Annotated in this window: 23 protein-coding genes, 2 tRNA genes and 1 riboswitch; of the genes, 4 read left to right on the top strand and 21 right to left on the bottom strand. The window is 63.3% G+C overall.

Annotated features, from left to right (window positions below):
- Window positions 1–61: 61 nt before the first annotated feature.
- Window positions 62–1,177 (top strand): saccharopine dehydrogenase family protein, encoded by a 1,116-nt coding sequence (locus ACVJNE_RS09950; protein WP_499565171.1) that lies wholly within the window; start codon window positions 62–64, stop codon window positions 1,175–1,177.
- On the opposite strand, the gene ACVJNE_RS09945 is transcribed toward ACVJNE_RS09950, so the two are convergent.
- Both ACVJNE_RS09945 and ACVJNE_RS09940 read right to left on the bottom strand, forming a co-directional pair.
- The gene (locus tag ACVJNE_RS09945) at window positions 1,126–1,629 is read right to left on the bottom strand and encodes an Lrp/AsnC family transcriptional regulator (RefSeq protein WP_499565169.1); all 504 of its coding nucleotides are present in this window, start codon (window positions 1,627–1,629) and stop codon (window positions 1,126–1,128) included. The two genes, ACVJNE_RS09950 and ACVJNE_RS09945, sit on opposite strands and share 52 nt — an antisense overlap.
- Window positions 1,630–1,714: 85 nt before the next feature.
- A complete protein-coding gene (locus tag ACVJNE_RS09940) occupies window positions 1,715–2,482 on the bottom strand; it encodes a hypothetical protein (protein WP_499565167.1) in 768 nt (255 codons plus the stop codon).
- A gap of 189 nt (window positions 2,483–2,671) precedes the next feature.
- On the opposite strand from ACVJNE_RS09940, the gene ACVJNE_RS09935 reads away from it, so the two are divergent.
- The gene (locus ACVJNE_RS09935) at window positions 2,672–3,139 is read left to right on the top strand and encodes a hypothetical protein (RefSeq protein WP_499565165.1); all 468 of its coding nucleotides are present in this window, start codon (window positions 2,672–2,674) and stop codon (window positions 3,137–3,139) included.
- Window positions 3,140–3,250: 111 nt separating this feature from the next.
- Here the strand turns inward: ACVJNE_RS09935 and ACVJNE_RS09930 are convergent, their stop codons facing one another.
- From ACVJNE_RS09930 to ACVJNE_RS09905, 6 genes are all read right to left on the bottom strand, one after another.
- The gene (locus tag ACVJNE_RS09930; RefSeq protein ID WP_499565163.1) at window positions 3,251–3,472 is read right to left on the bottom strand and encodes a helix-turn-helix domain-containing protein; all 222 of its coding nucleotides are present in this window, start codon (window positions 3,470–3,472) and stop codon (window positions 3,251–3,253) included.
- A 230-nt stretch (window positions 3,473–3,702) separates the two neighbouring features.
- A complete protein-coding gene (locus ACVJNE_RS09925) occupies window positions 3,703–4,974 on the bottom strand; it encodes an FAD-dependent oxidoreductase (RefSeq protein ID WP_499565161.1) in 1,272 nt (423 codons plus the stop codon).
- Window positions 4,975–4,984: 10 nt separating this feature from the next.
- Entirely contained in the window at window positions 4,985–5,839 is an 855-nt protein-coding gene (locus ACVJNE_RS09920) for an ABC transporter permease (protein WP_499565159.1), read from the bottom strand.
- Window positions 5,829–6,599: an ABC transporter ATP-binding protein gene (locus ACVJNE_RS09915; RefSeq protein WP_499565157.1), complete on the bottom strand. Its 771-nt coding sequence runs from the start codon at window positions 6,597–6,599 to the stop codon at window positions 5,829–5,831. Before ACVJNE_RS09915 ends, ACVJNE_RS09920 begins: the two co-directional genes overlap by 11 nt.
- 59 nt (window positions 6,600–6,658) lie before the next feature.
- Window positions 6,659–7,672, bottom strand: a complete 1,014-nt coding sequence (locus tag ACVJNE_RS09910) for an ABC transporter substrate-binding protein (protein ID WP_499565155.1) — start codon at window positions 7,670–7,672, stop codon at window positions 6,659–6,661.
- 57 nt (window positions 7,673–7,729) lie between these two features.
- Window positions 7,730–8,389 (bottom strand): GntR family transcriptional regulator, encoded by a 660-nt coding sequence (locus tag ACVJNE_RS09905; protein WP_499565153.1) that lies wholly within the window; start codon window positions 8,387–8,389, stop codon window positions 7,730–7,732.
- Window positions 8,390–8,523: 134 nt separating this feature from the next.
- Between ACVJNE_RS09905 and ACVJNE_RS09900 the strand changes: the two genes are divergently transcribed.
- Window positions 8,524–9,285: a shikimate dehydrogenase family protein gene (locus ACVJNE_RS09900; RefSeq protein ID WP_499565464.1), complete on the top strand. Its 762-nt coding sequence runs from the start codon at window positions 8,524–8,526 to the stop codon at window positions 9,283–9,285.
- Window positions 9,286–9,320: 35 nt separating this feature from the next.
- Here the strand turns inward: ACVJNE_RS09900 and ACVJNE_RS09895 are convergent.
- From ACVJNE_RS09895 to murA, 9 genes are all read right to left on the bottom strand, one after another.
- A tRNA-Phe gene (locus ACVJNE_RS09895) sits at window positions 9,321–9,396 on the bottom strand.
- 171 nt (window positions 9,397–9,567) lie between these two features.
- On the bottom strand, window positions 9,568–9,768 hold the full coding sequence (gene yacG / locus ACVJNE_RS09890) for a DNA gyrase inhibitor YacG (RefSeq protein WP_499565151.1): 201 nt from the start codon (window positions 9,766–9,768) through the stop codon (window positions 9,568–9,570).
- A gap of 3 nt (window positions 9,769–9,771) precedes the next feature.
- Window positions 9,772–10,398, bottom strand: coding sequence for a Maf-like protein (locus tag ACVJNE_RS09885; protein WP_499565149.1), 627 nt, complete (start codon window positions 10,396–10,398; stop codon window positions 9,772–9,774).
- Between the two features lie 37 nt (window positions 10,399–10,435).
- Window positions 10,436–10,654 carry a translation initiation factor IF-1 gene (gene infA, locus ACVJNE_RS09880; protein WP_006200926.1) on the bottom strand — a complete coding sequence of 73 codons (219 nt, stop codon included), beginning with the start codon at window positions 10,652–10,654 and terminating at the stop codon, window positions 10,436–10,438.
- Window positions 10,655–10,756: 102 nt separating this feature from the next.
- Window positions 10,757–11,212, bottom strand: a complete 456-nt coding sequence (locus ACVJNE_RS09875; RefSeq protein ID WP_499565462.1) for an arsenate-mycothiol transferase ArsC — start codon at window positions 11,210–11,212, stop codon at window positions 10,757–10,759.
- Window positions 11,209–11,691, bottom strand: a complete 483-nt coding sequence (locus ACVJNE_RS09870) for a UPF0262 family protein (RefSeq protein WP_499565122.1) — start codon at window positions 11,689–11,691, stop codon at window positions 11,209–11,211. The genes ACVJNE_RS09875 and ACVJNE_RS09870 overlap by 4 nt, the downstream gene beginning before the upstream one ends.
- Window positions 11,692–11,694: 3 nt before the next feature.
- Window positions 11,695–12,993 (bottom strand): histidinol dehydrogenase, encoded by a 1,299-nt coding sequence (gene hisD / locus ACVJNE_RS09865; protein WP_499565120.1) that lies wholly within the window; start codon window positions 12,991–12,993, stop codon window positions 11,695–11,697.
- A 16-nt stretch (window positions 12,994–13,009) separates the two neighbouring features.
- Window positions 13,010–13,447 (bottom strand): DUF2948 family protein, encoded by a 438-nt coding sequence (locus tag ACVJNE_RS09860; RefSeq protein ID WP_499565118.1) that lies wholly within the window; start codon window positions 13,445–13,447, stop codon window positions 13,010–13,012.
- Between the two features lie 155 nt (window positions 13,448–13,602).
- On the bottom strand, window positions 13,603–14,892 hold the full coding sequence (gene murA / locus ACVJNE_RS09855) for a UDP-N-acetylglucosamine 1-carboxyvinyltransferase (protein ID WP_499565116.1): 1,290 nt from the start codon (window positions 14,890–14,892) through the stop codon (window positions 13,603–13,605).
- A 533-nt stretch (window positions 14,893–15,425) separates the two neighbouring features.
- On the opposite strand from murA, the gene ACVJNE_RS09850 reads away from it, so the two are divergent.
- Window positions 15,426–15,500: transfer RNA gene (locus ACVJNE_RS09850), tRNA-Thr, on the top strand.
- A gap of 16 nt (window positions 15,501–15,516) precedes the next feature.
- Here ACVJNE_RS09850 and ACVJNE_RS09845 read toward each other — a convergent pair.
- From ACVJNE_RS09845 to ACVJNE_RS09830, 4 genes are all read right to left on the bottom strand, one after another.
- Complete coding sequence (locus ACVJNE_RS09845; RefSeq protein ID WP_499565114.1) at window positions 15,517–16,632, bottom strand: ribonucleotide-diphosphate reductase subunit beta; 1,116 nt, start codon at window positions 16,630–16,632, stop codon at window positions 15,517–15,519.
- 192 nt (window positions 16,633–16,824) lie between these two features.
- The gene (locus tag ACVJNE_RS09840; protein WP_499565460.1) at window positions 16,825–19,716 is read right to left on the bottom strand and encodes a ribonucleoside-diphosphate reductase subunit alpha; all 2,892 of its coding nucleotides are present in this window, start codon (window positions 19,714–19,716) and stop codon (window positions 16,825–16,827) included.
- A gap of 104 nt (window positions 19,717–19,820) precedes the next feature.
- A riboswitch (cobalamin riboswitch) is annotated at window positions 19,821–20,031 on the bottom strand.
- Between the two features lie 76 nt (window positions 20,032–20,107).
- On the bottom strand, window positions 20,108–21,694 hold the full coding sequence (locus tag ACVJNE_RS09835) for an isochorismatase family protein (RefSeq protein WP_499565112.1): 1,587 nt from the start codon (window positions 21,692–21,694) through the stop codon (window positions 20,108–20,110).
- A gap of 24 nt (window positions 21,695–21,718) precedes the next feature.
- Window positions 21,719–22,567 (bottom strand): N-acyl homoserine lactonase family protein, encoded by an 849-nt coding sequence (locus ACVJNE_RS09830; protein ID WP_499565110.1) that lies wholly within the window; start codon window positions 22,565–22,567, stop codon window positions 21,719–21,721.
- Between the last annotated feature and the right edge of the window lie 24 nt (window positions 22,568–22,591).

Here is a 22,591-nt window from a genome sequence, read left to right as displayed (position 1 = left end):
CTCTGCTTTGTCCCGGCGCCCCCCTCCGGCACTTTGGTGCCGAAGCAGAGGGAGTTTCTTGATGAAGCAGATCGTCGTCATCGGAGCCGGCAAGGTCGGGTCCACCATCGCTGACATGCTGGCGTTGACCGGCGATTATGACGTTACCGTCGTCGACATGGGCGAGGCGCAGATCGCTGCGCTGCAGGTCTGTGCGCGGGTCAAGACGGCGGTCGTCGACGTGCGCGACGAGCAAGCGCTCGCTGCCCTGCTCGACGGCAAGTATGCCGTGCTCAGCGCGGCTCCCTACCAGCTTACGGTTTCGATCGCGCGGGCCGCCGCGAGCGCAGGCGTCCACTATTTCGACCTGACCGAAGACGTGGCCAGCACGAAGGCCGTCAAGGCGCTGGCTGCCGGTTCGGCAAACGCCTTCATGCCGCAATGCGGCCTTGCGCCCGGTTTCATCTCCATCGTCGCCCATGACATGGCCAAGGGCTTCGACACGCTCGACGCGATCAACCTGCGGGTGGGCGCTCTGCCGCGCTATCCCAACAACGCTCTCGGCTACAACCTGACCTGGAGCACCGACGGCATGATCAACGAATGCTGCGAGCCCTGCGAGGCGATCGTCAACGGCAGCGCGGCCGAGGTGCCGCCGCTGCAGGAGATCGAGCAGATCATCGTCGACGGCGTCACCTACGAGGCGTTCAACACGTCAGGCGGACTGGGCACGCTGTGCGAGACTTATGGTGGGCGCGTGCACAACCTGAACTACCGCACCATCCGCTATCCGGGCCATGCGGCTGCGATGAAGCTGCTTCTGCAGGATTTGAAGCTGCGCGACCGCCGCGACCTGCTGAAGGAAATTCTCGAGACGGCCATTCCAGCCACGCTGCAGGACGTGATCGTCATCTACGTCACCGTCACCGGCCACAAGGCGGGACGCCTGATACAGGAAACCTACACAAGGCAAATCTTCGGCGGCAGGATCGGTACGTTGCACCGCAGCGCAATCCAGATCACGACGGCAGCCGGCATCTGCGCCGCGCTCGATCTTCAGGCGCAGGGCGTGCTGCCGAAAAGCGGCTTCGTGCGCCAGGAAGATGTCGCCTTGTCGGCCTTCCTCGGAAACCGCTTCGGGCAGGTCTATGCGGACCTGCCGCCGGCACTCGGTCCCTCGGTGACTGCCGCCGCCTGACCGGTCGCCGCAACGCCACGCTGGATATGGCGGCCAAGGATGATCCACGACTTGCAGCGTTCGATCCCCTCGAAGCCGAGAATCTCGTCAAGCACCGCGTCGATGTCCTCGACGCGGGGCGTCTGCACCGTCAGCACGAGATCATAGTCCCCTGCTATCGTGAGGCAGCTTACGACCTCCGGCAGGCCACGCAGACGTTCGAGGATGTCCTTCTGCCGGCGCTGGACGATGCTTACCATCACCAGCGCTTGGGCGGCATCGCCAAAAGGATCGTGAGAAAGGATCGCAGCGTAGCCAGCGATCAGTCCGCTGCGCTCCAGCCGCGCGATGCGCTCCTGAACCGTGCTACGCCCCACACCCAGCTTGCGTGCAAGTTCAGCCACCGACGCGCGACCGTCGGCGAGCAAAAGCCCGACCAGTTGACGGTCGATATTGTCGCGAAGTTCGTTCATGCGGGAATCCCGGGAGCGATGGTCGCGCAACCCCTAGCGCCGTAGCCACTGGCGGGCAAGCGCCGGTGTTGGGGCCACGGATACCTCACGGCTCCACACGAATGTGGATTTCGTCGCCGTAGAGGCTGATCTGCTCCGTTCCCACCTTGGCAGCCGTGAACAAGATGGCCCTGGCGGGAACGCGACCGCCACACTGGCGGCTCAACCGCGTGCCAACGCCCCCATCCGTCAGGGTGCCCGTCACCAGCGTCGGCAGCAGCTCCCTGGCGCTGTCCCAGGATGGGGCCGGACCACATTCGTCGCCTCGCGCCCCATGAATAATGACGGCGTCTCCAACCTGTACGGATACATTGCGCACGTATTCCGCCTGGACCCCTTCGAACGTCGCTGCGGGGTCTGGTGCCGGCGCAAAACCATGCGGCCATAACCACCACGCAGCCAGCAGCGTCACGGCCGAAGCAGCCAAGGCGATCCCGGGCACCCGAAAACGCCTTTTCGACCAATGCGCGTCGTGCGGCGGAGCCTCACTGGAGGCATTGTCGTCGTCGTTCTCGCCACCGGACTTGGCTTCGACATAAAGCCTGTTCCAATGTTCAAGCAGGTCAGGACGCTCGTTGACGTTCAGGACCTTTGCAAGCAGCACGAAGTTGCGACGCCGGGGGATGTGTACGCCCTGCCGCCAGTTGCGGAGATTTTTCACCGCCGTGTCGAAAGCAGCCTGGCTCGTGTTGCCGGCGGCCGAACAAAGCTGGTTGGCAAGCGCCATGTTGTCCAGATGTCCCTTCTCGATGCAAAGCGCATCCAGAAGCTCATGCCATGTTTCACAGGCCGCCCAATCGCCTGATCCGCCCATCGATCCCACCAAAATCAACCCCAGTCGATAATGGATAGCATGCCTTTGATATTAATGTGAAATTTATACGATTTTTCCTGGCACTTCCCCTTCTTCCCCGATTCTGCGCTGACCAGACGGACCAGGCCGCATATGCACCTAGAGGCTCATTCGCCGAATGAGTGGATCCAAACGGTAAGGGGAAAATCCATGAGCCTAGGCAAGCTTGGCGGGGTGCTTGTATCAATCTGCGCAGCATTTGCGGTGTCGGCATGCTCGACCAGCGGCGAAAGCACGGGACAGGCGACTGCGCCTGCGATGCCTTTCGCCCTAGAGAGCGTCAGCATCAGCCCGATGACGACGGCGAACCTGTGTAGCCAGCTTGGCGGACAGGGACAGGCGCCAACGGTGACCATCAAACACACGGCCGCGGCAGGCGTGCCGATCCGTCTCAGCCTCCAGGACAAGCTGAGTGACGGAAGCACGTTCAATCATCGCAGCACACGCGTAACCTCGGATGGCTCGGGAACGACAACGGTCAATCACCGTTTCCTGCCGCCGTGCAACACCACCGGAGGCCGCCTCAATTCGAACTATCAACTGACGGTCGAAGCCGGCGGGAAATCGCGCACGGTAGGCTGGGCCCGGTTCAACTCGGCAACACGCACGATCCAGTAACCAGCAGGGGACGGGAAGCCGCTACCCAGTGCGGCATTCCCGATTTGCGGAGCGTTGCGACATCGTCGCCGCTCCGCCTTTTTACGTTGCTTTCGCCACGGTTAGAGACGCCTAAAGCGTCACCGCGCTCTCCGGCAAACCGAGCGCGGAGGCCAGCCTAGTCAGCCTGGCCTGGTCCACGGCCCCTGCCTCAAGATCGACGAGTTCGGCTTCGGCTAGACCGGACGTTACGGCGAGCTGTTCGATCGTATAGCCCGTCGCTTCACGGATGGCTGTGACCGGGTTCGTCCCGGAAGATAGCGCAACCGTGATGGCTTCGATGAGTTCGGCCATCTGAGTATCCTCTGACAATCTGAATACGCGCCATCCGCAAGAACCTGCAGGGCACCGTCGTATGTGGTATTCTTGACGAGCAGTTTCAAGATTGGCGGAGGATCTGCTCGCTGTCTTTGGAAGCTGAGAGGTGCGCTTCAGAGCTGGAAGGGTCACGAGACTTGCTCGCGTGATGCCAACGAACTGAACCGAAGCGCTTCACGTCGATCCGGCGAATAGACTCCTCGCGATCAGATCAGTGAGCCCTGCTCGCGCAGGCGGGACTGTATCCGCTCGATATTGGTATGGTGGCCAGCATCGACGTGGTCGGCCGCGGCGACCCCGGCCGCCTGGCCGGTGGCAAACGCGGTGCCCATAACACGGATCGAGCCGTAAGCCTGCGGGTCCGCGCCGATGACGCGACCTCCGTACCAGAGATTGTCGAGCCCCTTGGCGCGGATGGAATCGTAGGGCACGTGGCAGTAGCCGGCACCGCCGATCGAAGTGTAGCTCGGCTTGCCGGCTTCACCGTGCAATTCGATCGGCCATGCGGCGCGCGCGATGCCGTCGTCGCGGCATCGCCCCAGGACAACGTCCTCCCCGGTCATTTCGTAGCGCGCGGCCGGGTGCCGGGTCTCGCGCACGCCGATTTGCGGACCCGTTGCGACGAGATATGCGTCTTCGAAGCCCGGCAACTCACGTTTGAGCATCGCGACATAGTCGTTTGCACGCGCCCGCGCTTCCATCTCGGCTGCGGTGAAGCTCTCCGAGGACAGGTTCGAAAGCGGAATGTCGACGGTCATCCACCATATGTCGTGCGACAAGGGCAGCCGGAGGATGATTCCCCCGTCCGTGCGCTGGATCGGGTATGCGCCCTTCCCGTTGTAGCGCGCGATGGCAGCTTGAAGCGCCGCCCGGTCAATCTTGAGATCGCGGTCGATGCCGCCGATGCGGATCGGCATGGTCAAGGCCTGCAGCTTGCCTTCGCCGTCGCCAATCTGGAACGGAACCCCCGCCAGCATGGCCAGATTGGCGTCGCCGCTGGCGTCCACGAAAGCTTCGGCAGCCACCCGCGTGCGTCCACCCATGCCAGCCAACGTGATGGCTTCGAGCCGGTCGGCAGTGCGTGCCACGGAAGCCACGCGCGTGTGCAGCTTCACATCGATGCCATGGCGGCGCACAAGATTGTCGAGAGCGAACTTCAGCACCTCGCCATCGAGTAGCACGATCCAGTTGCCTGTCGTTTCCGAACGATAGGCCTCACCGTCGAGCCCGTGCGTCTTCAATTCGTCGATGACTTCGGCCGCCACGCCGGCAACCGCCCGCTTCGGTTCGACGCCTTGCTGGAACAGGCCGCAATAGGCGTAGACCTGTGACGTGGTGGCCGCGCCGCCGAGAAAACCGTACTTCTCGACCAGACACACTTTCGCGCCAGTCTTCGCCGCCCCGATGGCCGCAGCCACGCCGGCAGCGCCTCCGCCGCAGACCGCGACGTCGTAGTCGGCCTCGAAACGCTTTGTCATGTCTTCCCCGTCAGGTGCGCCAGTTGAGGAAATACTGCTCGGCCTTGCCGATCAGCCAGCCGACGGTGAGCCCGAGCACGGAGAGCATGGCGACGCCGGCGATCAACTGGTCGGTGGCAAACAGCGCGCCCGCCATCAGGATATAGGCGCCGATACCATACTGTGCGCCGATCATCTCGGCGGCCACAAGAAGGACGATCGCAATCGATGCGGAGATGCGGAACCCGGACAGGATCGCCGGCAGAGCGCCGGGAATGATGATCTTGCGCACGATGGAAAACCAGGAGAGCCCGAAGGACTGGCCCATGCGGATCAGGTTGCGGTCAACATTATCGACGCCGCCATACGTCGCGATGACGGTTGGGAAGAAGGTGCCGAACAGGATCGTCGCGACCTTGGAGCCCTCACCGATGCCGAACCAGACGATGAACAGCGGCAGAAGCGCGATCTTGGGGATCGGAAACAGTGCCGAGACGATCGGCAGCATGCCGGCGCGCGCGAGCGAGAAGAGGCCGATCGTCAGGCCCACCGCGACGCCAAGCGCCGAGCCGAATATCCAGCCGACCGACAGGCGATACAGGCTGGCTTCCAGATGCGTCCAGAGCATGCCGGTGCGCACGAGATCCTGAAAGGCGCGAAACGCCTCGGACGGCGCGGGCAAGGCAATCGAACTGATGAAGCCCGTCCGCGAGCCGATTTCCCACAGGCCGATCAGGACGACGAAAACCAGTGGCGAGATCAGCCGGTATTTTCGGGCCTTGAAGCCGCCACCGCGGAAGGGCACCGGGCGGGCATCTGGCGGAGCGACGACGTCCTCCTGGGATGTCGTCGTCGCGTGCAACGTATTCACGGTCTCAAGCGACATCCGACAGCTCCATGTCCGCGGCGCGCGCTTCCTCGCGCATCAGGTTCCACAGATGGCGCTGGGTCGTTTCCAGTTCCGCGATCCGCCCGGCGCGCTCGTCAAGCGGCATGTCGATCCTGACGATCTGGCGTATCCGGCCGGGGCGGCGCGACAGGACGATGATCTTGTGGCCCAACCGCACCGCTTCGGCGAGATTGTGCGTGACATAGCAGGCGGAAAAACGTTCGCGCGTCCACAGTTCGATCAGATCGTCCAGCAGCAGTTCGCGGGTCTGGCTGTCGAGCGCGGACAGCGGTTCGTCCATCAGCATGACCGCGGGATTGACCGACAGCGCGCGGGCGATCGCCACGCGTTGCTTCATGCCGCCTGAGAGCTGACGGGGTAGCGCCTTGCGAAAATCCGAAAGCTTGGTGCGGCGCAGGACGTCGTCGATGATCGCCTCTGCCTTGCCTCCCTTGATGCCGTGGTCCTCCAGAACCAGGCTGACATTGCCTTCGACCGTACGCCACGGCAGCAGCGCGAAGTCCTGGAATATGTAGGTGAGCGGGTTGAGAGACCCCGCCGGCGGCGCTCCGGCGATCAGAACCCGGCCCGCTGTCGGCTGCTCAAGACCGCCGATAAAGCGCAGCAGGGTCGACTTGCCGCAACCCGAAGGCCCGATGATGCAGACGATCTCGCCGCCCTTCAGCTCGAAGGTGATGCCGTCCAGCACATCTGTCTGGCCGTAACGGTGCGAAAGATTTTCGACCACAATATCCATGATCATCACCCTGTCGAGGAAGGCGCCGGCCCTTTGAGTATCGGGGCCGGCGCTCCGTTTCAGAAGGTTTCGACGAAGCTCGTGTCTACAAGCTTGTCCATCGAGGCCTCCGCCGGAACCAGGTTCTCCGACTTGAACCATTCGAGCTGGTCTTCGATGCTCGACACGTTCAGCTTGGCGTCTTCGTTGATGCGCATTGCCCCGGCGCGGATTGCCGGGTCCGCAGCGTCGAGCGGGCGGTCGGAATAGACATATTCGTGGATCATCCCGACGACCTCGGCGCTGTCTTCGTCGGACATGGTCTTGTCGACAAAGGCGGCGTTGTAGTCGGCCACGCCTTTCGAGAGCGCGGCAAGGTACTTCTCGACGAGTTCGCGATTGTTGGCGACATTGTCTGCCGAGGTGAAGACGGTCGTCACCTGGTAGCCGTCGATGTAGTCCGAGACCTTGCCAATCTCAAAGACCTCGCCGCTCTTGGTCAGGCCGGCGGCAATGTTCGGCACGATCGACCAGGCATCGATCTGGCCCGACTTCAGCGAGGCGATGACCGCAGGTACGGCATTCAGTGGAACGAGTTCCAGCGCCGAGCGCTCGAAACCCTCCTTGTCGGCGATCTTGTGCGCCATGTAGTGGAAGGACGATCCCGCGGTGGTGATGCCATAGCGCTTGCCGGCGAGATCGGCCGGCGTCTTCACGCCTGCTTCATGGGCCGCTTTGGAGACGAGGATTTTCTGGCCGTCGATCTCCGGCGTTTCCTGCAGCGCGCCGCCGATGATCTTGACCGCGCCCTTCTCGGCCAGGCTGATCAGGCCGGCGGTCATGGCCGTCATCCCGAAATCGACATCGCCTGAGGCAATCGCAACCGCCATGGGTTGGGCTGCCTGGAACGGCACAAACTCGACTTCGAGGCCTTGTTCGGCAAAGTAGCCCTTGCCTTCTGCGATGATGCTCGGCGAGTGCGACACCAACGACAGAATGCCGACCTTGATCGGCTCTGCACTGGCCGCACCCGTGCCGGCCAACACGGTCGCGGCGGCAAGCACTGCGAAGGCTCTGCGGGTAATCTTAAGCATGTCATTCCTCCCTGTAATCAATACGCTTTTGGTGATGGTTCCGGCGGCTGCCGTATCTCAACGCGTCAAGGCGCCGAGAATCTGGTCTGAAAGCAGGTCGCGCGCTCGATCTGCATCGCGAGAGAGCGTCGCCTCCACGACTTCCCCCAAGCCGCGGGTCTCCGCGGCGAGGTCGATGCTGCCCTCGACGAGCGCGGCATAGCGAAAGCGCCGGCTCTGGGTAAACAGCCTGTCCTGGAACCCGATCAACCGCGGCGAGCGGCAGGCGGCCACCAGCGTCCCGTGGAAGTGGCGGCCCGCCTCGTCCCATTCTATGGCGAAGGCCTGGCGATCGGCATCCGTCTGCACGCACAGCTTCGAATAGGTGTGGAAGGCGGCGAGTACCTCGCCTTCCCAGCGCAGGTCCCCGTGCTTGATCGACCAGCCAAGGCCCAGGCTTTCGATTTCGGCACGCAGGCGCGAGATGTCTTCGAGATCGGATTGGGTCGCCGAGGCCACACGAAAGCCGCGCTGGGCGCTGGCCTCGACGATGCCCTCGCTGGCAAGAAGCGTCAGGGCCTCCCGGAACGAATGCGCCGAGCCCCCATAGCGCTGGCGCAGTTCATCGATCTTGAGCTTGGTATCCGGGGCGAGCACGCCGACGGATATGTCGCGGCGCAATTGCGAGGCAATCAGCCGAACGACCGTGTCGGAATCCTGGGTTTTCCTCCCGAACACGCTATCTCCTCCAACGTGTCAGAAAATCTTCAATATTTCGCCTGCTATTGAACGAACTGTGGTGAGTCAACCCAAGGGAGGGAATTTTGCCTGCAGGTCAACGCCTGGTCACCGGGCAGACGCGTGTGGTTTTCATGATCGGAAGTCCGGTCGCCCAAGCCCGGGCGCCCTACCTTTTCAACGCATATTTCGCGGAACATGACGCGGATCGGATCATGGTCCCAGTGGATGTCAGCGCGCGTGCACTTCCCGACTTCGCTGCGATGATCCGAGACGCCGCGACTTGCGACGGGTTCGTTTCGACCCTTCCGCACAAGCGCAGACTGCTCGATCTGGTTGACGATGCCTCTCCGACTGCAAAGGCGCTGGCCAGCGTCAATGTGGTGAGGCGTAGCGCCGACGGGAGACTATCCGGCGACATGTCGGATGGAGCCGGTTTCTGGAATGGCGTGAGCCGCGCAGGCTTTCAGGTGGAGGGCAGCAGTGTCGTGCTCGCCGGCGCAGGCGCCGCCGGTGTCGCGATAGCCCACGAGTTCGCCGAACGCGGCGGCCGCAGGCTCGCCATATGGTCGCGTGAAGAACAGGAAATCGAAGCTCTTGTATCCATGCTTGCGGGGAAGGAACTCGTGGTCGAGCGAGGCATGCCTGCGTCGCTGGATCGGTTTTCCATGGCCATCAACGCCACACCGATCGGCATGGCCCATGCACCGGGGAGTGTCTTCCCGCGCGCATTGCTGACGACGCTGCCGGCTGGAAGCTTCGCAGCGGACGCCATTACCGACCCGCTCGACACCCAATTCCTGCGCGATGCGATCGCGCTCGAGCTGAGGACCGTGAACGGCCAGGCGATGACGCTTGGCCAGTTCGAGCTGCTGCGCGCGTTCCTTGGGGTTTGAACTGGATTGTCCGTGAGCATACCGACAAACAATAGTGGTGCCCAGAGGCGGATTCGAACCACCGACACGCGGATTTTCAATCCGCTGCTCTACCAACTGAGCTATCTGGGCATCCGGCAAGGTCGCTTGGAAGGCATTCCTTGCAAAGGGCGGTGTTGGTCTTCCGCCCGAAAGCGCGTGGGTTATACCACGAGTTTTGCGCCTGTCCAGCGCGAAGCGGCGCGATTTCGCGACTAAATTCAGTGTGCTTTACTGGACCTGCCGACCCGCAGGCTCGAGCGGTCAATGCTCGTTGTCGTCGAGGTTCTCGTCGGCTTCGGTGACAGGAATCGCATAAGAGCCGGAGAGCCAGCGATTGAGGTCCACATCCTTGCAGCGCGGCGAACAGAACGGATAGTCCGCGCGGGTGGACGGCTTGCCGCATTCCGGGCATGGACGGCGGGGGCGAAGCGGCGTCACCTTGCCGGTTTCCTGACCACTCACGGTTCAGGCCCTCGTGCCCGCCAGCCAGTTGAAATGAACCTTGTAGCCGTCGGCCGTCAATAGTCCCACCGTCTCGTAGAGCGGCAGACCCACCACGTTGGTGTAGGAACCGACCATCTTGACCACGAAGGTGCCGGCCAGGCCCTGTATGCCGTAGCCGCCCGCCTTGCCGCGCCATTCGCCCGAGGCGAGGTAGCTTTCAAGCTCTTCGCGCGACAGGCGCTTGAAGCGCACGCGCGTCTCCACCAGCCGCTGGCGCAGCTTGCCGGACGGCGTGATGAGGCAGACGCCGGTGTAGACCCTATGCGTGCGCCCCGAAAGCAGCCGCAGGCAGTTCGAGGCTTCGTCGACCAGCTCCGCCTTGGGCAGGATGCGCCGGCCGACGGCAACCACCGTGTCGGCGGCGAGGATGAACGCATCGCCCTCGCCATCCTTGGCAAGCCCTTCCTGCGCCTTCTCGGCTTTCGCGCGCGACAGGCGCTTGGCCAGCGAGCGCGGATGCTCCGCGCGCAGCGGCGTCTCGTCCAGGTCGGCAGGAAAGAGGCGGTCGGGCTCTATGCCCGCCTGCTGCAGAAGCTCGATCCGTCTCGGCGAGCCCGAGGCAAGCACAAGCTTCTGGAAAACACTCATCGAAGACCCGTCGGCATGCGGGAGAGAACGTCGACCGCTACTTGAAGCGGTAGGTGATACGACCCTTGGTCAGGTCGTAGGGCGTCATTTCGACAAGGACCTTGTCGCCGGTCAGAACGCGAATCCGGTTCTTGCGCATGCGGCCGGCCGTATGCGCTATGATCTCGTGTTCGTTCTCGAGCTTGACCCTGAACATGGCATTCGGCAGCAGTTCAGTGACGACGCCCGGAAACTCCAGTACTTCTTCCTTCGGCATCCGATTCCTATGGCTTGTTGGATATCGCCGGCCCCGGCCGGAAATTCCGGCGGAACCTATATGATTACTCCGGATTTGTGAACATGCTTATTCTTGGAATGTTCACGGTCCCCCGGCAGCGAAGCGGGCGGCTATTCGTTGCTCGATCCTGTCGCGCACATCGCGGTAGGCGTCGAGTATGCGATCGCGCGTTCCAGCCGCGCCGGATGGATCCGCCGTCGGCCAGTATTCGACATCGACAGCCATCGAGCGGGTCAATTCAAGTGCTGCGTGATGCGCCTCGGGCGCGAGTGTGACGATCAGGTCAAAATAGGCGTCTTCCATCTCATCGAGCCGTTGCGGCTGGCGATTGCCCAGCGTCAGCCCCTTTTCGGCAAGAACGGCATCGACGAAGGGGTCGCGCGCGCCTGCTCGTACGCCGGCCGAGGCAACAAAAGTCGCCTGAGGCAAGACCTTCCTGGCCAGCACTTCCGCCATCGGCGATCGTATGGCGTTCATGCCGCACAGGAACAGGACCGAACGGGGAAGCGGGGCGGCGCCCGTCGCCGACATCGTCAGCCCCGCCAGTGCAGCACGCAGACCAGGGTGAAGATCCGGCGCGCGGTATCGAAATCGACATCGATCTTGCCGGCGAGGCGGTCCATCAGGGTTTGCGACCCTTCGTTGTGAAGGCCGCGGCGGCCCATGTCGATCGCCTCGATCTGCGACGGCGTCGAGGTCCGTATCGCTTCGTAATAGCTCTCGCAGATCAGGAAATAATCCTTCACCACGCGCCGGAACGGCGTCAGTGACAGGATGTGGGTGACGACGGCCTCGCCATCCTCGCGTGAAATCGCGAAGACCAGCTTCGAATCGACAACCGACAGTCTCAGCTTGTAGGGCCCGCCCTTGTCATCGCCGGCAGGCCGAAACGAGTTATCCTCGATCAGGTCGAAAATCGCGACTGCGCGTTCGTGCTCGACGTCCGGCGTCGAGCGCCCGATCGATTCGTCGAGTTCGACATCGATCAGCCGGGCGTTTCGATCGCGCTCGCTCATGACCTAGCTTTCGGGATTGAGCCGGATTGCGACGGAAGCCGCATGGCCGTCCAGATTCTCGGCGCGCGCGAGCGCGATCGCGGCAGGGGCCAGCAGGCGCAACTGCTCGGGTCCGAGCTTCAGGAGAGACGTGCGCTTGACGAAATCGAGCACCGAGAGACCAGACGAGAAACGCGCCGACCGCGCAGTCGGCAAAACGTGATTGGAACCGCCGACATAGTCGCCGATCACCTCGGGCGTGTGGCGGCCGAGAAAAACCGCGCCCGCGTTGCGGATTTTTTCGACGTAGTTTTCGGCGTCGTCCATCGCGAGCTCGAGATGCTCGGCCGCGATGCGGTTTGCGAGCGGCACGGCATCGGCGAGATTCGCCACGAGGATGACAGCGCCGAAATCACGCCAGCTTGCGGCTGCCATCTCGCCGCGCGGAAGGCGGGCAAGCTGACGTTCCACCTCGGCCTCGACCGCGTCGGCGAGCCCTGCATCGTCGGTTATCAGGATCGACTGTGCGGCAGCGTCGTGCTCGGCCTGTGCGAGCAGGTCGGCGGCCAGCCATGACGGGTCGTTGTTGCCATCGGCAATCACCAGCACCTCGGACGGGCCGGCGATCATGTCGATGCCGACCGTGCCGAACACGCGTCGCTTTGCTGCGGCGACATAGGCGTTGCCCGGACCGACGATCTTCGCCACCGGCGCGATGGTCTCGGTGCCATAGGCAAGGGCGGCAACCGCCTGCGCGCCGCCGACACGGTAGATTTCGGACACTCCGGCAAGCCGGGCTGCGGCAAGAACGAACGGGTTTAGCTGTCCGTCCGGCGACGGCACCGTCATGACAATGCGCTCAACGCCCGCGACCCTGGCCGGCACGGCGTTCATCAGCACGGAACTCGGATAGCTCGCGGTCCCGCCGGGCACGTAGAGGCCGACCGCTTCGACTGCCGTCCAGCGCGAACCGAGCTCGACGCCGATCGGATCGACATAGCGGTCGTCCTGCGGCATCTGGCGCGCATGGTGAGCGGTGATGCGCTCATGTGCGAAACGCAGGGCAGCAAGCGTATCGGCATCGACTTCGGCCATTGCCGCTTCGACCTCGGCTTCGCTTACGGCTATGCCCGTTTTGGAGAGATCGAGCCGGTCGAACCGCCTAGTATAGTCGATGAGCGCCGCGTCGCCCTCTTCCCGAACGCGCGCGATGATATCGCGCACCACCGTGTCCACGTCCTCCGACACTTCCCGCTTTGTGGCGAGGAATGCGGCGAAGTCGGCTTCGAAACCGGCAGCGGATCGGTCGAGGCGTAATGGCATGGTCGGTAGAGCTCCCTCAACCCGTATGGACGGGGCGGGACGGTGTTTCCCATGCGGCGCCAAGATCGGCAAGGCGCGCTTCGATGTAGTCCACCTCCAGCCGGATCGCGGCACCGCCGGAGAAGGTGAGTTCGATCGAACCGGCCGGCGCCTCTGCGCCCGGTTCGAAGCGGATCGCAAGCAGCGACAGCACATCGTCGGCCTTGCTGCGATCAATGCCCGTCAGCTTGACGCCGCGAACGCTCTCGAAATGCAGCGCGCTGCGACGTCGTTCGTTGTGGCGTGAGAAGAAGCCCTTCCTCGCCTCCCAGGCGAAGCGGTTGATCGCGGCCACGAAACGCTTCTCCGCGGCAAGATAGGACAGGTCGCCGATCTTCATCACGGCATCCTGCGTATGGGCAGAGATGACCTGTAGATCCTGTTCGTCGAGGGCGACAAGCTTCAGTTGTGACATCGATACGCAATCCGCGAGGGCCGGAACGGTTCAGTTCCGGTGTTAGGCCGTCTTGATGTGCGGCGCAACAGGATGAGAGGGGAATAGGGAATTAGGGGAATAAGGCAGTAGGGAAACAACCACCCGTTTCCCCACGGCCCTAATGCCTTGGGCCCCTAAGAAGAGAGGCGCTCGATCGTCGCTCCGCAACCGGAGAGTTTCTCTTCCAGCCGCTCGAAGCCGCGGTCGAGATGATAGACGCGGTTGACGACGGTCTCGCCATCGGCGGCAAGCCCGGCAATCACGAGCGAAACCGAGGCGCGCAGGTCGGTCGCCATCACCGGAGCGCCCTTGAGCTGCGGCACCCCATCGACGATGGCCGTCTGCCCCGACAGCGTGATCTTTGCGCCGAGACGCGCGAGCTCCTGCACATGCATGAAGCGGTTCTCGAAAATGGTCTCGGTGATGCGCGAGCGGCCTGCCGCGCGCGTCATCAGGCCCATGAACTGGGCCTGCAGGTCGGTCGGGAAGCCGGGGAAAGGTTCGGTCGTGACATCGACCGGCAGGATGCCGGCACCGTTTCGGCGGACGCGGATACCGGAGTTGAGCGGCGTGATTTCGGCCCCGGCGCGCGAAACGGCGTCGAGCGCATCCTCCAGAAGGTCGGCGCGCGCGCCTTCCAGCACAACATCGCCACCCGTCATGGCGACCGCCATGGCGTAGGTGCCGGTCTCGATGCGGTCGGGGATAACCTGATGCGTCGCGCCCGACAGCGAGGTGACGCCGTCGATCACGATAGTCGAAGTGCCGGCGCCGGAGATGCGCGCGCCCATCGCGTTCAGGCATTCGGCAAGATTGACGATCTCCGGCTCGCGGGCAGCGTTTTCCAGCACCGTCTGCCCGCGCGCGAGAGACGCCGCCATCATCAGCACATGGGTCGCGCCGACTGAGACCTTGGGGAATACATAACGGTCGCCGATGAGGCCCTTGGGCGCGCTGGCATGGACGTAACCCTGCTCGATCTCGATCTCCGCACCCAGCGCTCGCAGACCATCGATGAAGAGGTCGACGGGCCTCGTGCCGATGGCACAGCCGCCCGGCAGCGAAACACGCGCCTCGCCCATGCGCGCAAGCAACGGGCCGATAACCCAGAACGAGGCGCGCATCTTCGACACCAGCTCGTAGGGCGCAACGGTGTCGACGATGTTGCGGGCGGTGAAGTTCACCGTGCGGGCATAGGTCGAGTTCTGCGCCTCGCGGCGGCCGTTGACCGAGTAGTCGACACCGTGATTACCGAGGATGCGCGTGAGCTGCTCGACATCGGCCAGATGCGGCACGTTTTCGAGGCTAAGCGTCTCGTCGGTCAGGAGCGATGCGATCATCAGCGGGAGGGCGGCGTTCTTGGCGCCGGAGATCGGGATCGACCCGTTCAGTTCCTTGCCGCCGACTATCCTGATACGATCCATGCGTGGTCCCCTCGCCGGCCTGCCGGCATGATTGCGTCCAATGGTCCGAGGCCGGCCCGTCTAGCGCGGCGGGCGGTCTGATTCAACAGGATCGTGGGGGAAGCAATTGCGAAGCGGCACCCGGCAAGCCGGCTCATTCGCTGTCGTCCCCTTCCCCCTTCAACAATCCTTCGGGGCGCGAATCGGCCCCGCCTTCCCGTCTCGATCGCGCCTGCGCCTTTCGCCTTTGAAGATTGGCTCGCAGCTTCTGGGCCAGCCGCGCGGCCTTCCTGTCCTGCTCTTCGGTCTGTTTAGACCCGGAATTGGTCGGTGAGGGCACGCGTGGCGGGTTCAATCGGGAATACCCCGGCTAAAAGCAAATTGTGTTCATCTGGCGGCGCAGCCTACAGCACAGGCGCGCCCGCGCTCAAGCCGCCCGATTTGCAGGATCGGTCGCCGGTGCGGCACCCAATGGGAAACGCACTCAAGAATGAACCGATCCACGCTTGCGCTTAGCCGACGCTTGTGGCAGAAGTCCGCCGCATTCAAGGCCTGCTGCGGTAGCTCAGTGGTAGAGCACTCCCTTGGTAAGGGAGAGGTCGAGAGTTCAATCCTCTCTCGCAGCACCAGCTTTCTTCCTGCACCTCAATCCCAATTCAACGCGCCGCCGTTCTGGTATTCGATCACGCGCGTTTCAAAGAAGTTCTTTTCCTTCTTCAGATCCATAGCCTCCGACATCCACGGGAACGGGTTTTCGGTCTCCTCGAAAACCGGAGCGAGGCCGAGCTGCGCGCAGCGCCGGTTGGCGATGAAATGCATGTACTGTTCGCACAACGCCGCATTCAGACCGAGGAAGCCGCGCGGCATGGTATCGCGACCGTAGGCAGCCTCCAGCCTGGCTGCATCGGCGATCATGCCGCGCACCTCGTCCTGGAACGCCTTCGACCACAGATGCGAGTTCTCCAGCTTGATCTGGTTGATGACGTCGATGCCGAAATTCAGGTGTATCGATTCGTCGCGCAGGATGTACTGGTACTGCTCGGCGATGCCGACCATCTTGTTGCGCCGGCCAAGCGACAGGATCTGCGCGAAGCCGGTGTAGAACCACATGCCCTCGAAAATGACGTAGAAGGCGACGAGATCGCGCAGGAAGGCGGTATCGCTCTCTGGGGTGCCGGTCCGGAAATCAGGATTGTCGAGGTTCTGTGTGTGCTTCAGCGCCCACGCCGCCTTGTCGGTGATCGACGGCACCTCGCGGTACATATTGAAGAGTTCGCCTTCGTCGAGGGAAAGACTTTCCACGATGTACTGGAAGGTATGCGTATGGATCGCCTCCTCGAACGCCTGGCGCAGCAGGTACTGCCGGCATTCGGGGTTCGTCAGATGCCGGTAGATCGCCAGCACGATGTTGTTGGCAACCAGCGATTCGGATGCGGCGAAGAAGCCGAGATTGCGCTTGATCATGCGCCGCTCGTCATCCGTCAGCCCGTCCTTCGACTTCCACAGCGCGATGTCGGCCTGCATGGACACCTCGGTCGGCATCCAGTGGTTGTTGCAGCCGGACAGATATTTCTCCCACGCCCAGCGATATTTTAGCGGCAATAGCTGGTTCACGTCAGCGCGGGCGTTGATCATGCGCTTGTCATCGACAGATACGCGCGCGCCGCCGCGTTCGATCTCGCCGAGGCCGGTGGCATCGGCAGCGGGTGCGCCGAGCGGCGGGGCGGACGGGGTAGCTTTCGGTTCTGACCAGTCGAGCATTTTTTGCTGTTCTCCTTGAATTCCTTGAGAGGTCGGCGCCGCCCCTCACCTGCCTGCCGGCATCTTCTCCCCGCAAACAGGGAGAGAAGAGCAGTTTCAGCGTTGCGGCCAACCTCCTTCTCCCCGTTTACGGGGAGAAGGTCCCGGCAGGGGGATGAGGGGCGGCGCGAAGCTGCGCGATTGCCTTTCCGCCTACTGGCAAGCCTCGCAGTCGGGATCGTCGATGGCGCAGGCCTTGCCCCATGCGGCGTCAGGGTCGATCGCGATCGGCGCAGCGGCGGGCACCGCCGCAACCGTCGCAGACACCGCGTTCAGCTTGCCGTCGGTTCCTTTCAGCGTCGACTTCTCGACATGGGTGGCCGAGCGCGAGCGCAGGTAGTAGGTGGTCTTGAGGCCCTTCTTCCAAGCGAAACGATAGAGCTCGTCGAGCTTCCGCCCGCTCGGATTGGCGATGTAGAGATTAAGCGATTGGGCCTGATCGATCCATTTCTGGCGACGTGATGCGGCCTCGATCAGCCATGTGGAATCGATCTCGAACGCGGTTGCGTAGATCGCCTTGAGATCGTCCGGTATGCGGTCGATCTGACCAAGCGAACCATCGAAATATTTGAGGTCCGACACCATCACCTCGTCCCACAGGCCACGCTGTTTCAGGTCGTGCACGAGCTGCGCGTTCACCACCGTGAAGTCGCCGCTCATGTTCGATTTCACGAACAGGTTCTGGTAGGCCGGCTCGATCGACTGCGAAACGCCGCAGATGTTGGAAATCGTCGCCGTCGGCGCGATCGCCATCGTGTTGGAGTTGCGCATGCCGGTCTTCCTGACGCGCTTGCGCAATGCGTCCCAATCCAGCGTCGAACCGCTGTCCATCTCGACGCCCGGTCGCGCCTCCTCCAGCAGCCGGATCGAATCGAGCGGCAGGATGCCCTTCGACCACAGCGAGCCTTCGAAGCTTGCATAGCGGCCGCGCTCGGCGGCAAGATCGACCGACGCAGAGATTGCGTGATAGCTGATTGCCTCCATCGAAAGATCAGCAAATTCGATCGCCTCGTCCGAAGCGTAGGCGAGGCGCAGCTTCTGCAACGCATCCTGGAAGCCCATCAGGCCGAGGCCTACCGGGCGATGGCGTAGGTTGGACGCGCGCGCTTCGGGGATGGTGTAGAAATTGATGTCGATGACGTTGTCGAGCATGCGCATGGCAGTGCCGACAGTCATCGCAAGGTGCGCGAGGTCGAGACCCTGCTCGCCGATGTGATTGAGCAGATTAACCGAACCGAGATTGCACACGGCAACCTCGTCCTTCGAGGTGTTCAGGGTGATTTCCGTGCACAGGTTCGACGAATGCACAACGCCGACGTGGCCCTGCGGCGAGCGGATGTTGCACGGGTCCTTGAAGGTGACCCATGGGTGCCCGGTCTCGAAAAGCATGGTCAGCATCTTGCGCCACAGGTCGAGCGCGCGGACCTTGCGGAACACCTTCAGCCCCCCGGAAGCCGCCTTCGCCTCGTAGGCCTCGTAAGCCTTGCGGAACGATTGGCCGTAGAGATCGTGCAGGTCCGGCGTCTCATCGGGCGAGAACAGCGTCCATTCCGTGTCGGCCTCCACGCGCTCCATGAAGAGGTCCGGCACCCAGTTGGCCGTGTTCATGTCATGCGTGCGGCGGCGGTCGTCGCCGGTGTTTTTCCTGAGGTCGAGGAATTCCTCGATGTCGACATGCCAGGTCTCGAGATAGGCGCAGACCGCGCCCTTGCGCTTGCCGCCCTGGTTGACGGCGATGGCGGTGTCGTTGGCGACCTTCAGGAACGGCACGACGCCCTGGCTCTCGCCGTTGGTGCCCTTGATGTGGGCGCCAAGGCCGCGCACCGGCGTCCAGTCGTTGCCAAGCCCGCCCGAATATTTGGCAAGCAGTGCATTGTCCTTCACGCCCTTGAAGATGGCGTCGAGGTCGTCGCCGATGGTGGTCAGGAAGCAGGAGGAAAGCTGCGGCCGCGTCGTCCCCGAATTGAATAGCGTCGGCGTGGAGGCCATGAAATCGAACGACGACAGCAGGTCATAGAACTCGATCGCCCTGCCTTCGCGATCGATCTCGCGGATCGCCAGCCCCATCGCGACGCGCATGAAGAAGGCCTGCGGCAGCTCGAAGCGCTTGCCCTTGGTATGCAGGAAATAGCGGTCGTAGAGGGTCTGGAGCCCGAGATACTGGAAGTTCAGGTCGCGCTCCGGCTTCAAAGCCGCGCCGAGACGAGCCAGATCGAAACGGCCGAGTTCCGGGTCGATCAGCTCAGCCTCGATGCCGGTCTTGATGAAATCGGGGAAATAGCTCGCATAACGGGCCGACATCTCGGCCTGCGTTGCCTGCTCGGCCCGGCCGGAAACGAAGGTCAGCGCCTCGCGCCGCAACCTGTCGAGCAGCAGGCGGGCGGAAACGAAGGCGTAATTCGGCTCCTGCTCGACCAGCGTGCGCGCGGCGAGAATCGGTGCCAGAGACAGTTCGTCGAGCGTGATGCCGTCATAGAGGTTGCGCCGCGCCTCGGCAAGGATTGGCGTGGACGAGACCGCATCAAGGTCGGCACAGGCCTCTTCGACGATCTGCGCAAGGCGCGCTTCGTCGAGCGGGAGGAGCAATCCGTCTTCCGCCTTCACCTGCAGGGACGGCACGGCGCTTTCGGTCGAGGTCGCCTTCCCGGCGGCACGCTCTCGCGCCCTCTCCTCGCGGTAGAGCACATAGGCGCGCGCGACCTTGTGGTTTTCACCGCGCATCAGCGCGAGTTCCACCTGGTCCTGCACGTCCTCGATGTGGAATGTGCGCCCCTCGCCAACGCGACGGGTGAGCGCGGACACAACCTGCTCGGTCAGTTCCTCAACGACGTCGTGGACGCGTCGCGAGCCGGCCGCCGTCGAGCCCTCCACCGCCAGAAACGCCTTGGTCAGCGCTACCGTGATCTTGGTCGGGTCGAAGGGCGTGACAGCGCCGTTGCGGCGAATGACGCGGTAGCCCGGTTCGGCCGCTGGCCGGTCGGCGGTTCCGATGGAAATCGGAACCGGTGCGGTCCCGCTGGTGTGCTGAGTAGAGGTTGCCGGCATCTTGTCCCCGTAGGTTTTGGACGGGGATTTCGCGGAACGCATGCCGGGGCGCACGGCGGACCGCGCATCAGCAACGCGCACCATCGGGACACCCCGCCCGAGGTTCGTGTGTGTTCGTCACGGCAGGTCTCCTGGCTCGCAGGTCGCCGCTTTCGTCGGCCTTCCCGGCGCTCTCGCACCAGTGGCGTAACTCGACGCAAGCTCACTGCTTACAGTTGCGGGGGCAGCGCCGGCCTTGCACTACATGCGCACCGGCTTCCCTCTTAGCTCTTGAGTCCAATCCGACTCGCAAGAACCATGACGACTACATCTAGTATCTGCTACGCGGACAGTGTCAACGCGTAGCGTGAGATTTCCCGCGAGCAATGTTGCGCAGCCGGGTGAGCGGGCGCTAGCCGGCCGCTCCGAGCGCCCGCAGAACCTCATCCGTCGTGGTCACGGCGGCGACATTCTGCAACGCGTAGTCAATCGAGGCGCGATGCCAGTCGGCGTTCATGGTCGAGCAGGCATCCTCCGGCACGATCATGATGTAGCCCTTGTCGGCGCCGGTCCGCGCCGTGTGCTCGATGGACATGTTGGTCCACGCGCCGGTCTCGATGATGGTATCCCGGCCCTCGGCCTTGAGCACGGTTTCCAGGCTAGTGCCTTCCCAGGCGCTCATGCGGTTCTTGGAGACGACATGGTCGCCCGCCTGCGCTTCCAGCCCCGGCACGGGCTGGGCGCCCCAACTGCCTTTCACCAGCGCGTTGGCCTGCATGGTGTTCTCGAACAGCGGCGCATTGAGCGTCATGCCGCGTCCGGCATTGTCCACCTCGAACCAGACATGGATCACCGGCACGCCGACCGCGCGGCAATGTTCGGCGAGGCGGCGCGCATTCTCGATCGCGTTCTGCTCGCGGCAGTGCTGCGGCGAACCGGAATCTGCGAAGGCTCCGCCTTCCATCACCACATCGTTCTGCATGTCCTGGATGATGAGTGCGCAGCGCGACGTGTCGAGCTTGAAGCTGCCATCGCCGGCCGCAGCGACGGGCTGGCTGGCCGATGGGCCTGAGCGCGCAGCAGCACGCGGGCGCATGAAAGGTTCGATACGCGGGCCGATCTTGACGTCCACGGCATAGACCGAGGTCGACGCGCAGACAAACAGCGTGCGCCAGTCTTCCCCGCCCCAGTGCAGGTTGGCCGGGAGTTCGGGTATCGAAACCTTGCCGAGAAGCTGCCCTGCCGGATCGTAGACCCATACACCGCCCGGCGCCGTCACCCAGACATTGCCGTCCGCATCGCACTTCATGCCGTCGGGCACGCCCGGCTTCAACGTATCCTTGATGCCGGACGCGAACAGGCGGCCGCCGCCCAGCGTGCCGTCCGGCTTCACGTCGAAGACGCGAATATTGCATTGCTCGGTGTCGTTCACATAGAGCTGCGTCTCGTCGGGCGAGAAACACAGTCCATTGGGCTGGCTGAAGAGGTAGCGGTCGACCAGCAATTGTGGCTCGCCTCCGACCTGTCCGGGCGGGATGCGGAACACGCCCTGCCAGCCGAGCTGGCGTGGCCGCTCCACGCCGTAATGCGCCATGCGGCCGTACCACGGGTCGGAGAAATAGATCGCGCCGCTGGAGTGTACGCACAGATCGTTCGGACTGTTCAGCTCCCTGCCTTCGAAATGGCTGGCGAGCACATCGCGGCGGCCGTCAGGCCCGAACCGCGCTACGCTCGACGTGGCGTGCTCGCAAACCAGCAGGTTGAGGTCGGCATCATAGGTCATGCCGTTGCCCTTGTTGGCCGGCCGCATCACCTCCCGCACGCCGTCGCGGTCCCAGCGCCGGCGCACGTCGCCGGGCATGTCCGAGAACAGCAGATGGTGCTCGAGCGGATGCCAGATCGGCCCCTCGGTGAAGATGAAGCCGGACCCGATCTGCCGCACCGGCGCGTGTTCGTCGATCAGATCGCGGAAGTGCGGTCTTGCTGCGTCGTGCGCCATTGTCCCCTCCTCGTGCTGCCGAACCTAGGCCGGAAACCAGTTGCGGCGGTGCACCGTCTGGCTCACCGGGCCCGGCACCGCCATGTCGAGCCGGCCGACAATCTGGCCGTTTTCCACCTTGGCCGGCTTGTCGTGCACCGGCAGCAGGAAGCGCGAACCGTTGAGCAGTTTCTTGATCGCGGCCTTTTCCGAGCGTTTCGATCCGGCATGGTTGCCGGTGACCTGCGGCTCGTGCGCCTGGATCTGGTCGAATGGTTCGACGATCTGGTTCTGGATATCGTAGATCACATCGCCGCAGATGGTGGCGCGGCCCTCGGCGGTCTCGACATGGACGTTCATCGAGCCCTCGGTGTGGGCGTTGGCGGCCTCAAGCACGACGCCGGGGATCAGCTCCACCGGCCCAGAAAGCTCCAGGTCCTCGAAGCGCAGCGCGCCGGGCGTGTGCAGCCTTTCGACGAGATGCATGATGTCGGGCTTCGGATATTGCGGATGCATGAGCCCCGAGACCGAGCATTCCATCTCGCGGCGGTTTATCACCACCGTCGTGTTCATCGGGAAATGGTCGTCCTTGCCGGCGTGGTCGATGTGCAGATGCGTATGGCAGATGTAGCGTATGTCGCCGGGCTTCACCCCGTGCCGGGCAAGCTGGTTCTCGATCATTTGCTCATGGAACTGCAGGCCGCGCATGCCAAGCGTTTCCATGATCGCGTTGTCGCGGAATCCGGTGTCGACAACGATCGGATATTGCCCGCCGAGGATCAGAAACCCATAGGTGTAGACACGCGCCCTGATGCCGCAGTTGCGGCCGAGCACGAGGAAGCTCGATTCGAGCTCGATGTCGCCATAGTCGAGAACCTTGATTTCAAGAGCCATGGTCCCTCTCCCTCCCTTGCCTGA

It is taken from the genome of Mesorhizobium sp. DxT, assembly GCF_058448885.1.
The sequence above is the reverse complement of the archived record's forward strand: the minus strand, read 5'-3'. Positions and strand labels throughout refer to the sequence as shown.

What these genes read in the sequence shown, in the direction of transcription:
- ACVJNE_RS09925 (WP_499565161.1), bottom strand. Translation starts at nt 4,974, where the DNA reads ATGACAAAGCGTTTCGAGGCCGACTACGACGTCGCGGTCTGCGGCGGA.
- ACVJNE_RS09945 (WP_499565169.1), bottom strand. Translation starts at nt 1,629, where the DNA reads ATGAACGAACTTCGCGACAATATCGACCGTCAACTGGTCGGGCTTTTG.
- infA (WP_006200926.1), bottom strand. Translation starts at nt 10,654, where the DNA reads ATGCCGAAGGAAGAAGTACTGGAGTTTCCGGGCGTCGTCACTGAACTG.
- ACVJNE_RS09915 (WP_499565157.1), bottom strand. Translation starts at nt 6,599, where the DNA reads ATGGATATTGTGGTCGAAAATCTTTCGCACCGTTACGGCCAGACAGAT.
- ACVJNE_RS09870 (WP_499565122.1), bottom strand. Translation starts at nt 11,691, where the DNA reads ATGAGCGAGCGCGATCGAAACGCCCGGCTGATCGATGTCGAACTCGAC.
- ACVJNE_RS09900 (WP_499565464.1), top strand. Translation starts at nt 8,524, where the DNA reads ATGATCGGAAGTCCGGTCGCCCAAGCCCGGGCGCCCTACCTTTTCAAC.
- ACVJNE_RS09950 (WP_499565171.1), top strand. Translation starts at nt 62, where the DNA reads ATGAAGCAGATCGTCGTCATCGGAGCCGGCAAGGTCGGGTCCACCATC.
- ACVJNE_RS09885 (WP_499565149.1), bottom strand. Translation starts at nt 10,398, where the DNA reads ATGAGTGTTTTCCAGAAGCTTGTGCTTGCCTCGGGCTCGCCGAGACGG.
- ACVJNE_RS09835 (WP_499565112.1), bottom strand. Translation starts at nt 21,694, where the DNA reads ATGGCGCACGACGCAGCAAGACCGCACTTCCGCGATCTGATCGACGAA.
- murA (WP_499565116.1), bottom strand. Translation starts at nt 14,892, where the DNA reads ATGGATCGTATCAGGATAGTCGGCGGCAAGGAACTGAACGGGTCGATC.
- ACVJNE_RS09930 (WP_499565163.1), bottom strand. Translation starts at nt 3,472, where the DNA reads ATGGCCGAACTCATCGAAGCCATCACGGTTGCGCTATCTTCCGGGACG.
- ACVJNE_RS09935 (WP_499565165.1), top strand. Translation starts at nt 2,672, where the DNA reads ATGAGCCTAGGCAAGCTTGGCGGGGTGCTTGTATCAATCTGCGCAGCA.
- ACVJNE_RS09830 (WP_499565110.1), bottom strand. Translation starts at nt 22,567, where the DNA reads ATGGCTCTTGAAATCAAGGTTCTCGACTATGGCGACATCGAGCTCGAA.
- ACVJNE_RS09920 (WP_499565159.1), bottom strand. Translation starts at nt 5,839, where the DNA reads ATGTCGCTTGAGACCGTGAATACGTTGCACGCGACGACGACATCCCAG.
- ACVJNE_RS09845 (WP_499565114.1), bottom strand. Translation starts at nt 16,632, where the DNA reads ATGCTCGACTGGTCAGAACCGAAAGCTACCCCGTCCGCCCCGCCGCTC.
- ACVJNE_RS09840 (WP_499565460.1), bottom strand. Translation starts at nt 19,716, where the DNA reads ATGCCGGCAACCTCTACTCAGCACACCAGCGGGACCGCACCGGTTCCG.
- ACVJNE_RS09940 (WP_499565167.1), bottom strand. Translation starts at nt 2,482, where the DNA reads ATGGGCGGATCAGGCGATTGGGCGGCCTGTGAAACATGGCATGAGCTT.
- ACVJNE_RS09860 (WP_499565118.1), bottom strand. Translation starts at nt 13,447, where the DNA reads ATGTCACAACTGAAGCTTGTCGCCCTCGACGAACAGGATCTACAGGTC.
- ACVJNE_RS09910 (WP_499565155.1), bottom strand. Translation starts at nt 7,672, where the DNA reads ATGCTTAAGATTACCCGCAGAGCCTTCGCAGTGCTTGCCGCCGCGACC.
- hisD (WP_499565120.1), bottom strand. Translation starts at nt 12,993, where the DNA reads ATGCCATTACGCCTCGACCGATCCGCTGCCGGTTTCGAAGCCGACTTC.